General features: G+C 69.7%; 5 protein-coding genes. 1 reads left to right on the top strand and 4 read right to left on the bottom strand.

Annotation, left to right across the window (positions count from 1 at the left end; all coding sequences use genetic code 11):
- Nucleotides 1-7: 7 nt before the first annotated feature.
- The gene (locus ACVKXF_RS07245; RefSeq protein WP_456795312.1) at nt 8-1,426 is read right to left on the bottom strand and encodes a hypothetical protein; all 1,419 of its coding nucleotides are present in this window, start codon (nt 1,424-1,426) and stop codon (nt 8-10) included.
- Entirely contained in the window at nt 1,423-4,179 is a 2,757-nt protein-coding gene (locus ACVKXF_RS07240; protein ID WP_456795311.1) for a hypothetical protein, read from the bottom strand. Before ACVKXF_RS07240 ends, ACVKXF_RS07245 begins: the two co-directional genes overlap by 4 nt.
- A gap of 252 nt (nt 4,180-4,431) precedes the next feature.
- Between ACVKXF_RS07240 and ACVKXF_RS07235 the strand changes: the two genes are divergently transcribed.
- Entirely contained in the window at nt 4,432-5,025 is a 594-nt protein-coding gene (locus tag ACVKXF_RS07235) for a hypothetical protein (protein ID WP_456795310.1), read from the top strand.
- Between the two features lie 682 nt (nt 5,026-5,707).
- Here ACVKXF_RS07235 and ACVKXF_RS07230 read toward each other — a convergent pair.
- Nucleotides 5,708-6,154 carry a hypothetical protein gene (locus ACVKXF_RS07230; protein ID WP_148061735.1) on the bottom strand — a complete coding sequence of 149 codons (447 nt, stop codon included), beginning with the start codon at nt 6,152-6,154 and terminating at the stop codon, nt 5,708-5,710.
- A gap of 22 nt (nt 6,155-6,176) precedes the next feature.
- Nucleotides 6,177-11,528 carry a DUF6531 domain-containing protein gene (locus ACVKXF_RS07225; protein ID WP_456795309.1) on the bottom strand — a complete coding sequence of 1,784 codons (5,352 nt, stop codon included), beginning with the start codon at nt 11,526-11,528 and terminating at the stop codon, nt 6,177-6,179.
- Between the last annotated feature and the right edge of the window lie 40 nt (nt 11,529-11,568).

The raw sequence follows: 11,568 nt of genomic DNA, 5'->3' as shown, positions 1-11,568 counted from the left end.
GGGTGGGTCAGTCCGTGCTGGAGTCGTCGAACCAGACGAGCGACGCGGTCCGGGCAGCGTCGGTTCCGCTCCCGGTGCCGTCGCCGGACGCGGTGCTGGCCGGACGGAGACCGAGCTGCTGTGCCGACGCCGCGAGCACCGTCGCGGGCGTCCCGAGTGCCTGCTGCCGCGTGAAATCGAGTGCCGGACCGGCGATGCCCGCATCGGCGTCGAGGTCGAGCGTGGCGAGGGCATCGGTGACGTCCGCCGGCTCGACGCTCCGTGCCGAACCGACGGCGCGGACCAGGGCGATGACGGCGTCGTGGCTGCGCGAGTCCGCTGCGCCCGCGACCGCCGAGAACGGCTGGTCACCGGTCAGGTTCTCGGCGTCCTGGTCACCGGCGAGCACCCGGACACCGCCGAGGAAGGCGGACATCGCGCGGCCCCCGGCATCGGAGGCCAGCGCTCGGGCGTCGTCGGTGGCGACACCCACGGTGCGGAAGGCGCCGCTCAGGCTGCCGCCGGCTTCGACGAGCGCTGCGCCGAACGCCGGGCTCGTCGCATCCGGGGTGAGGACGACCGGCACCGTGACGTTCTCGGCTTGGAGCGCGGCGACGAAGGCACCCTGGCGCTGCGCGGAGCCACTGACGACGACCGCGTCGGAGTCCGGCGTCACCGTCTTCGCGTCGGCATCGGCATCGGCATCGGCATCGGCATCTTCCTCGTTGCTCGTCGCGCCGGTGCGTTCGGCGACGGTCGTGGCCAGCGCTGCAGCGTCCGCGGTGTCGTCCCCGTCCAGGACGTGCGCGACCCGCAGACCCGCCGGAGCACCGCCGCCCAGGTCGACCAGCAGTGGCGCGTCGGCGTCGCCGAGTGCCGTGGTCATCGCCGTGCTGATCGAGCCTGCCGCCGGCGCCGTCGACCAGGAGTCCTTCTCCGCCGGGGCGTAGGGCAGGACGACCGGGATGCCCTTCGCCGCAGCAGCAGTGAGGGCGCCGGACACGTGGCTGCCCGACGAGGCGACGACGATGCCCGCTACCCCGCTCTTCGCGAGGGACTCGACCGCGGCCTTGCCCCCGGCAGCGGTTCCGCCGTCGTTCTTCGTGACGAGCGCGACGTCGGTGCCACCGAGTGCGAGCCGACGCTCCGCCACCAGCGCACCCTGCGCCGCTTCGTTCCACTCGGATCCCTCGCCGTCGCCGAGGGTGACGATGACGCCGATCGTCGTCTTCGCCGGGACGTGCGCCACCGTGATCTTCACCGGCACGGTCGCCGAGACCGCTTCGGCCGGGGTGCTGCTGCCGAGCGCCCGGAACGTCAGGACGGCGGCGACCACCGCGGCCACCAGGAGCACCGCGATGCCGACGAAGAGCAGCGGACGGCGGCTGCGCGGACGCGTTCCGTCGGCGCTCTCGGTCGCCGTGGCTTCGGTCGTCTGGTCGCTCATCGGTCCGCCCCGATCCGGAAGGTGTACAGCGTGGTCGACGTCGCGCTGGCGGGGACCTTCAGCTGGAACGCCGGCAGCGTCGTCGCCGCATCGAGCGATGCACGGAACTGCTCCTGCTGGAGCAGGATGCCGGCGACGTCCTCGGCGCGGACGTTCGCGTATCCCGCGGCGTTCTGCGACGCCAGGGCGAGCTGGTAGTCGGCGGAGTCGGACTTCGCCGCGCTCGTGGCCATGGCGCCGAGGATGCCGGAGCCGTTGACCTTGCGGTCGCCGAGGTCGAGCATCACCCGGTTGAGGTCGCCGGTCAGCAGCGTCGAAGCACCCTGCACGTCACGCGTCGAGGCGCTCGTGCTGGCCGCGATCCGCTCGAGGCTGGACGCCGTCTGCCGGTCGACCGCCGAGGAGAGCTCCGAGCCTTCCTGCTCGAGCGTGCTCTTCTGCTCGTCGATCGTGCCCTTCGAGTCCTTCGTGACCTCGTCAGCGGTGGACTGCAGGCCCGAGATCGACTTGTCGAAGGCGTCGCGGACGGCTTGGTTGCTCTCGGAGGCCGTGGTCGAGACCTTCCGCACCTGTGCGTCGATGGCCTTCTTGAAGGTCTCCGACGACTGGTCGGAGGCGTCCTCGAAGGTCTTCTCGACCTCGGCCGCGAGGTCGATCTGCGTCTGGCGGACGGTCCCGAGCTGTGTGGCGATGACCGTCTGCGACCGGTCGGCGTCCGAGACCGCTGCGCGAAGGCGTTCGATCGTGGAACCCACGTCGTCGCTCCCACCACGGACGGCGTCACGGACAGCGCGGATGCTGTCGTCGAGCGCGGTCAGATCGGTCCGCAGGCCGGCGACCGCGCTGCCGATGGTTCCCTCGGTCGTCGCGTCGGCACTGGTCGAGTCGACGACGTCCTGCCAGCGCGCCGTCTGGTCGTCCAGTCGTTCGTCCATCGGGTCGGTGAACCCGAGGCCGGGCTGGAGCACGGTTCCCTCGGGCGCACCGGCGCAGGGCTCGGCCGTCAGGTAGCCGCGGAGGCGATCAGCATCGGCCTGGTCGAGCTGTCCGAGCGTCGCGAGGGCGCAGAGCTGGTCCGCGACCGCCGAGTTCTGGCGCTGCATCGACAGCGGGAACCCTGCACCGTCGAGCAGGTCACGTGCCGCCTCGGCACGGTCGTGCGTCGTCTGCACGGCCGTCGCCAGTGCGTCGATTCGCGTGCCGATCTGGTCCGCGCTCGTCGACAACGCGCGCAGTGCGTCACCGGTGCCGCCGTCCCCACCGTTCTCGTACTCGTCCAGTGCGTCGGAGATGCGGGTGAGCTGCGTGTCGAGGTCGGCAGCGCTCGCGATCGCGGCGTCCACCGTCTCCGGCTGCAGCCGCGCGGCGAGTGCCTGCCCGGTGCTCACCAGGCCGATCAGCGAACCGTTGATCGCGGTGGACGACTCGTAGAGCGTGCAGGTCAGCGAGTCTCGCGCGTCCGTCGCGGCGCAGGTCGTCGCGTCCGGAGCCTTCGGGCCGACGGCAGCGGCGAGCTGCGCACTCACCTGCTGCTTGCACGCCTCACTCGCATCGGCGTAGCCCTTGAGCTGCGACGAGACACTGAGCAGGTTGCCGTAGACGCTGCCGCCCGCGGTCGAGGTCTTGGGCGTCGCCGCACATCCGTTCCCGTCGAGGACCGGAGCGGGCGCCGTCGCCGAGGTGTCGCCGAGCAGGCTGTCGAGACTCGTGGTGGTCTGCTGGAGCTGCTGCAGCACGGTGGACTGTGTCGCCTTGACGGTCGTGCCGAGATCGCCGTCCAGGGAACCGAGCTCGCCGGACAGGGACCGCATGGTGCCTGCCAGGGACGAGCTGCTCTCCTTGAGCCGCTCGGCGGTGCTGACGCCGAGGGTCTTCGACGTGGTCTCGAGGTTGGACCGGACCTCGGTGATCGTGCCGCCCGCTCGTGCGAGCACCTCGTTCACCTGCGAGATGAGGTCGATGGTGCGGCGCTGGAGCGCGAGTTCGGAGTCACTGTCGGACCCGAACGCCGCGTTCACCACGCCGGTCGAGGACAGGTCCGTGGACAGCCCGGGCTGCGCGGCGACGTCGAACGTCGGCGGCGTGAAGTCCTTGACGTCGGCGACGAGGTGCAGCGTGCTGCTCGCGCCGGACGTCGGCGGTGCCAGCAGGCGGCCCCACTGGACGACCGCGTCCCCGTCCTCGTTCGTGCTAACGACTCCGTCCGTGGACGAACCGGAGTCAGCGGCATCGGTGACGATCCGGTCGGCCGCGGTGCCGGTGAGGACGGTCGAAGCGGCGACGCTGAAGGGCGCACCCACGAGCGCCGGCGTCGAGCGAGAGGTCCCGGCGACGTCGTAGGTCAGGTTCTTCGACGTGACCGTGAGGTTCTCGATCGTCAGGTCGATCGCGATCCGGCCCGAGTACCCGTCGAGATCGGCGAGGTCGGTACCGGTCTTCTTGGACGTCGAGTACTGCGTCGTGATGCGGAGCGGGAGGTCGCCAGCCGCCTTGGCGGGGTCGTGGTCGGTCGTCGCCGACGAGGAGTCCTTGCCCGCGACGGAGATCGCAGTGTCGGAGATCGACGTGATCGAGCCGTCCGCGGCCAGACGCGTGTCGACCGTCTGCAGGATCCGTGAGGGGTCAGCCACCGGCTTGTCGTCGGACGTGCACCCGGCGAGCACCAGCGCGGCGATGCCGGTGACGGCGACCGCCCCCACGAGCCGGCGAGTGGTGCTTCGTGCTCCGGTGTTCCCGGCACGCTGGTTGATCACGGTCTTCCCCCCAAGAGAATCGTCGAGCACATCGATGCTAGTTGCTCGATGGCGTCGGGTCCGCGTCGATCGGCCGCCCTGGCCGCCCCCGTTCGGGCCACACGCCCCGACTGGCATACAACGTATCGCATCCGGAGCGTCGCGCGATCGCTGTCCACAACCGCGCTGATACTCTGCACGCATGATCCAGGGGGACCAGGGCTTCGGGCCCATCGAACGACGACGTCCGTACGCACGACCGGGGGCAGATCGGTGACACTCAACCTCTCGCCGGTCCTCATCGCGCTGATCGCGATGATCGCGATCCCGGCCGCCGTCAGCGCGCTCGTCCGCCGGAGCGATCGCAAGCGACCACCGTCCACCGTCGTGGGCGACGAGGCGTACGGCGTGCTCTTCACCGTCCGCGCACGCCGGTGGAACTACCTCTTGCTCCGGATCATCGGGATCGTGTTCATCGTCGTGGGAGGGTTCTTCTTCCTCGCCACGCTCACGCTGCTCGACGACCCTGACGCGATCGGGATGCTCATCACTGCTGTCGCCATGGTGCTGTTCGGGATCCTGTTCGTCTACCTCGGCGTCGGGCAGAAGCGCCGTCGCGTCGAGGCGTACGACTCCCAGCTGGTGGTCACCCCGATGTTCCGCGCAGCACGGACCATCGACCCGACGGCGATCAAGCACATCCGTCCCACCACCAACCGGTTCGGCGGCCTGGACATCAAGGTGAACGGGCAGCGCGGCGTCATCAGCGTCATCTCCATCGATGCGGCCTACCCGGAACTGTGCGCATGGCTCGATCAGCGTGCGCCGGCGCAGTGGAACGATTTCGTCCGGGTCTTCGGGCACTGACGAGCGCCGCTTGTGGAATCGGAGACATGACGGCGCAGATTGGATCTGCTCACTATCGCGTGTTGTACACGCGGCGAGAGGGCTCGGTCACGCCAAGAACCATCGCCCCGCCCTCGCGCGCAAGAGCAGCACTACGCCATTCATCCGCCAACCGTCTAGATGCTATCCGGGCACCTCTGAGTAGCGGTAGATCGTCGGGACCACTTTCACGACCTTGAGCATTTTCCGTAGCTTGAACGAGCCAGCGCCAAGTTCGAAACGGTATTCTGCACCCGCATTCACTGCGGACGCTACATCGTTCATGTTCGAGCGATTCAAACCAACCCAAAGCAGATTCCCACAGTCGGTGTGGAAGTTCACTTGGGGCTGCGAACCGCCCCTCGACGAATGAACTTCCGCAGCAACGGACCGGACGCGACAGACAACGTTCACGCGGTGCTCATCGTCATACTGCCCTAATACCCACGGGCCGACACCGAATGCAGAGACGGGGACCACCACGAGACCCATAAGAACGACGATCGCGCTCGCGCGGTCACGAAGAACACGACCACGGGTACTTCTTATGTGCCGCGCCGTCCGTCGCCCATACTCCCTGCTGCGTTCTACACGTCGACGGCGTCGCACGATCGCTCCTGGCTCGGCTCGGTCGAGCGCATGGTCGTCAATGGCAGATGCGAGGTCAAGCGGGTTCGAAGCTCTTCACGTAGACGGCTTGGCGGATTGCATTCAGGAATCCCCGCATGTTGTAGGACCCCTCTCCTACGTCGAATCTGTAACGCCCGCCCTCGACGACACCTCGGGCGATGTTGTCCTCGTTGTCGCGCGTGACACCCCACTGCAGCACGAGCGTTCCGCAGTCAGACGTCTCGAACACGACCTGAGATGTCGACGACCCAACGCCCTTCAACGAACGAGAGGAATCGATGCTGCTGTGCGCCGAGCTGACCGTGCAGATCGGCTCGACCCGATGTCCGGCGTCGTACGCCTTCAAAGTTATCGGTCCGACGAAGAAGCCGAGTAGCGGAACCAAGACAACGAACGCCAGGACGATGGAAGCAAGAATCCGCCTCCTGCGCACGAGCCTTCTCTGCGCTGTGCGTTCGAGCGCCGATCTCGTCAACTGCAACTCCGATGTTCGTTGTTCCGCATCAGCGGCTGTGGAGACCAACCGTAGGCCCGCCGGCACCTGACACGGCGCCGTTGATGGCATCCTTCAAGTAGTCGCCCGGATCCTTCCCGGTGAGGACATCGTTCAAGACAGCGCCGCCCGCTCCGGCTGAGCGATCGATTGTCTCTGACGTGATCGTGTTCCACACCGCCGTCGATCCGCGAACCGCGTGCTCAGGAACGAAGACGTGTCGGCCGCTGGGCTCGGGGAGCATCACATGCCGACCGCCCGTCGGGCTGAAGGAGTCCGCCACCCATCCCCCGAGCCGAGACGAGCCAACACTGACTGCCGCGCCGGTAGCGAATCCCGTGGCTCCCGTCTGGATGAACCCGCCGACAGTACGATCCTTGCCGTTGAACGCGTAATCCGTCATGTTGGACGCAGAGCCCGCGGCCCCGGCCGAGAGCGCAGACCGGCCCGTTGAACTCAGCAAGGTTCCGGCCAGGCGCTCCGCTCCTGGCACGGCTACTCGCGCAAGGTTGGGCGCAAGGCGACCGAGTCCCAGCGCCGCGCCGCCGCCAGCTGCCCCGCCCACCGCTCCCACCACCGCGTCGACGCCGGCTGCTCGCCAATCCACTTCACCCTTCGTGGCTTTCTGTGTCGCCACAGAGATACCACCGGACATCAGGGCACCGGAAGCCGCCAAGAGTGCGACACCCGCCGGTCCACCCACTCCGGTGCACATGAGCGCGATGCCGCCAGCGATCGCAACCCCCGCGACCACGTACTCCCAGTTGTCGTCCCACCAGCTCCCGACAGCAGCGATCGCACCCTGGTTCGCATCCCGGTACGCCTGCAGGTCCTTGTCCGTCGCCGGCCGCAGCCCGAGCGGGTCGACGGCCTGCAACGGATCGTTGCCGGCGTACGAGTAGGGGTTCCCCGACCACGCCGCACCCAGGATCGGCGCGAGCGGGTCGACCGACAGGAAGCCTCGCGCCGCAGGGTCGTACACACGTGCGCCGAGCCACTCCAACCCGGCGACGGACACCCCGCCCGAGCCGGTCAGTGCCACCCCCGCGGGCAGCCCGACGTCGGTGACGGCAGCGAGCGCCGCCCAAGGGTCCGCAGCGTCGGTGGCGCGCGCGCTGCGCCACGCGGGCTGCGTGACGACATCGCCGATCGCGGTGACACCCCCCGGCAGGTCGAGCAACGACGTGTCGGCAATGCTGATGAGCGACGGAACGACCGCGGCGGAGTCCCACCACGCCGCGACCCCGGCCACCTCGGCGAGCTCACCGAGCGCGTCGACCCAGACGTCGAGCCGACCGGTCTCGGCGTACGAGGCGTCGCGGTCGACGACGGCAGCGAGGTACCCCAGGTCGGACCACGCGTACTCGGTGGTGGATCCGTCAGCGGCGGTCCGTCGGATGCGTCGACCGAGACCGTCGTGGACGTACTCGATCCGGCCGGCTTCGGTGATCGTCGCGACCAGCTGACCGGCTGCGTCGTACTCGTGGCGCGTCTCGACACCGCCGACGGTCTCGGCGACGAGTCGCCCACGGTCGTCGTAGGTCCACGTCGAGTCCCCGGCACGGACGAGCTGGCCGGCAGCGTCGTACTCGTACGACACCACTCCGGACGGTCCGTCGACCGCGGTGATCCGCGCGTCGGCATCGCGCTCGATCCGCGTGCTGGTGGCACCGTCGAGCGTGGTCGAAGTGTGTGCGACGAGGGCGCCACCCTCGTACGACCACGACTGCACCAGTTCGCCGGTGGCCGCCTGGACGATCCGACCCGAGGCGTCGTAGGAGAACGTCCCGGCAGGGGCGCCGTCACGGTCCACCCCGACGACGCGGCCGACGGCGTCGCGACGGTAGGTCGTTCGGGTCCCGTTCGGATCGACGCGAGCGATGCGGTTGCCGTCGGCGTCGTACTCCCACGCGACGGACCGGTCGCCTCGGGCACGGCGGACGAGCAGGCCACGGCGGTCGCGCTGGAGCTCGTGCTCGATCGTCCGACCGGCACCACGGGTGTGGTCCGACACGACGACCGTGCGGTGGACGGCGTCGCGGGAGATCTCCGACTGCACCGCACCGTCGACGAGCACGGCCCGCTGTCGGCCGGCCGCGTCGTACGTCCACTCGGTCGTTCGTCCCTCGGCATCCGTTTGCCGGACTTGACGGCCGGCGGCGTCGTAGGCCGCGGTGGTCGTCCGGCCGAGCGGGTCGGTGACCGCGACCACACGGTCGGCGGTGTCGTACTCTCGTCGAGTGGTCCCGCCGGCAGGGTCGGTGATCGTCACCAGGCGCCCGCGCTCGTCGTACTCGAACGAGGTGGCCCCGTCGAGACCGTTGACGACCTGGATCAGCTGCCCGGCTGCGTCGTAGCGGAACCGACGACGGCCGAAGCGTGCGTCGTGGCTGGAGACGAGCCTCCCGGCCTGGTCGTAGCGGAACCGCGCGGTGCCGGAACCCGGAGTCGTCTGCGTGACCACGCGCCCGACGGCGTCGTACGTGATCTCCTCTACCTCGCCGGTGGGCAGGGTCCGGGCCACGACACGGGAGTCCGCGTCGTAGGTGAGCGTCGTCCGCGCCCCCGCGGCGTCGGTGGCTGCGGCGGGACGCCCGCAGGCGTCGTACTCGTACGTGGAGCGCGCGCCCGATGGAGCGACCAACGCCACGACACGGCCGGCGAAGTCGCGCTCGAGTCGGGTCAGGCCGCCTTCGCCGTCGACGAGTTCGACGGGTCGGCCGGCAGCGTCGTAGGTGACGAGTTCGGAACCGGTCTCGTCGGAGCTCGACTCGACCGGTCGGCCGTACTCGTCGAACCGGACGGTCGCCGAGTCGAAGGCGTCGCGCAGGGTCGCGACGCCGGTCGCGACGTCGTCCGAGAACTCCTGGCGGACGCCCGTCGGGTCGATGGTCGCCGTCAGCTCGCCGACGACGTCGTACTCACGACGCCAGGTCGCGCCGGCGGGGTCGGTGACGGCCTGGAGGCGCGACAAGGCGTCGTGCGCGAACGTCCAGACCGCGCCGCCCGGCAATGCGAGCTCCGCCAGGTTCCCCTGGTCGTCGAACGTCCGCGAGACACGCCGACCCAGCGGGTCGGTGGTCGTCGCGAGCTCGCCGTTCGGGGCGTAGTCGAACGTGGTGCGTGCTCCGAGCGGGTCCACGACCGCTGCGATGCGTGAGCCGGCACCGTACTCGAAGCGCCAGACGGCCCCGTCGGCATCACGCCGTTCGACGAGGAGCCCCGCTGCGTCGTAGCGGTACTCGCTCCGTGCGCCGGAGGGGCTGACCGCGGCGACCGGGCGACCGGCGGCGTCGCGCTCGATCCGAGCGGTGGCCCCGACGGCGTTCGTGGTCGCGACGAGCTCGCCGAACGCGTCGTGGTCGAAGGTCAGGACCACGCCGGTCGGGTCGACGACGTGGGTGAGCGCGCCGTCTCGCCAGCTCAGCTCAGTCCGTCCGCCGACCGGGTCGGTGATCACCGACGGGTCGCGGTCGTCGCCCACGTACTCGTAGGAGACGACGGCGCCGGCCTCGGTGACGACGGTCGTGACGCGATCCTGCTCGTCGTACCCGTAGGTCAGGTCACCGCCGGACGGCGTGACGGTGCGGGTCTTCCGGCCGCGGTCGTCGTACGCGTGCACGGTGACGGACCCGTCGCGCTCGGTCGCCGACACGAGGTTGCCGTGCCGGTCGTAGCTCATCGACTGGCGGCGGTCATCGGAGTCGATGACCCCGACGAGACGCCCCTTGGCGTCGGCGATGTAGGAGTTCGACCGCGAGCCGTCGTGGTCGGACACCACCGTGACACGACCGGGCAGGTAGGCGAAGCGCACGGTGCGGCCGTGCGGGCTGACCTGCTCGACGACGCGGCGCTGGTCGTCGTAGGTGTTGTCGACCTCGACGACACCGGCCGCGCTGGTGACCGTCATGATCAGGTCGTCGTCGTTCCAGCCGTAGCGCCGGACGCCGACGGCATCGGTCACCGTGACGAGGCGGCCCCGGTCGTCGTACCCGTACTCGACCCGGCGGCCGTCGGATGCGCGGAGCACCGTGACCCGGCCGTCGACGTGGTCGACGTCGATCGAGCGGCCTCGCTCGTGCACCAGGCGGACGACGACGTCGTCGCTGTTCCGTTCGATGCGGACCGCTGTGCCGGCTCCGCCGCGCTGTCCGAGCCACTGCCCCGACGGCGAGAAGTCGATGCGCCCGCCCTGGTTGTCGCGGACGACGAGCCGGTCACCCTCGGCCGCGAGCCAGCGGTTCTCGCCGACTCCGCGCGCCCAGCCCTCGCCGTCGCGCGGGAACCGGACCTGGCGGCCGTCAGCACCGACGAAGGACGCGCCTTCGTCGTCGATGAGCAGCCGGGTCTCGAGGATCGACGCCCACCCCGGACCGAAGAGCCCGACGTGCTGGTCGAGGGAGTTGTACATGCGGGTGACCTGCAGTGCTGCAGATGCACCGGTGAACCCGAGGTCGAGCTCCGGTTCGAGGAAGTTGCCCGTCGTGGTGTTGACCGGGTCCATCGAGTAGCCGGTCGTCGGCTGGGCCCCGTAGGCGGACGGCGGATCGAACTGCAGGTCCGTGCGGGACTGCGAGACCCCGGCTGCAGCCAGAGCTGCGGCGAGCGCGGCATCCGAGACCGTGGAGACGGCGCCTTCACCGCCGGCAGCAGCGAACGCGTCGGCGATGGTGTTCGCCCACGTGACGTCCTGGCCGTTGGCGGTGATCCACTGCTCGAAGGCGTTCACCAGGCTCGTCGCGTCGATGTGCCCCCAGGAACACTTCGACGCGAAGTCGGTGAGCTTGCCGCGCACACCGGCCGGCTTGCCGTCGAGGGACTGGTTCAGCGTCGACGACCCGGTGGCGAACGAGCGGAGGTCGGCGGGCTTCGCGGACGACGTCCCGCCCCCACCCCCGCCACCGGAGCCGGGGTTCGGCGTCTGGCGCGGAGTGCTCGGTCCGGTCGCATGGCCGAAGGTCGGTGCGTCCTCGTGGTGGACGGTGGGCGGCACGGGCGCCCCGGCGACCTTGTCGTGCACCCACTCGAAGAAGTTCCGGTCGCCGTACTCCGCTTCCCAGTCGCGGGCTTCCTTGCGACGAGCGTTCTCCCGCTCGGCGGCGGCCTTCATCTTGTCGACCCACCCCGCGACGGTGCGGAGGTTCGCGGCGATCGTCGAACCGTCGGACGCTGCCGTCGACGCGTTCTGCGCGAAGAGCTCGGAGAAGTGCCCGCGGAACTCTTGCGACGCGGTCGTGACGTAGGACTGCCGTGAGCCGGCCTGTCCCTCGATCGACTCGGCCGCGCCGTTCAGTGCCGTGCTGAGTGCGTCGGCCGTGGCGTTGTCGAACTCGACCGGATCGTTGCCGTGCAGGTCAGCCATGGTTCATCCCCCGAAGTCGTACTGGTCGTACTGGTCACGC

This window comes from Curtobacterium sp. PvP017 (assembly GCF_054060195.1).
This window is presented reverse-complemented; position numbering and strand designations above follow the sequence as displayed.

Excerpts from the sequence above, each read along its gene's own strand:
- ACVKXF_RS07245 (WP_456795312.1), bottom strand. The coding sequence starts at position 1,426 with ATGAGCGACCAGACGACCGAAGCCACGGCGACCGAGAGCGCCGACGGA.
- ACVKXF_RS07225 (WP_456795309.1), bottom strand. The coding sequence starts at position 11,528 with ATGGCTGACCTGCACGGCAACGATCCGGTCGAGTTCGACAACGCCACG.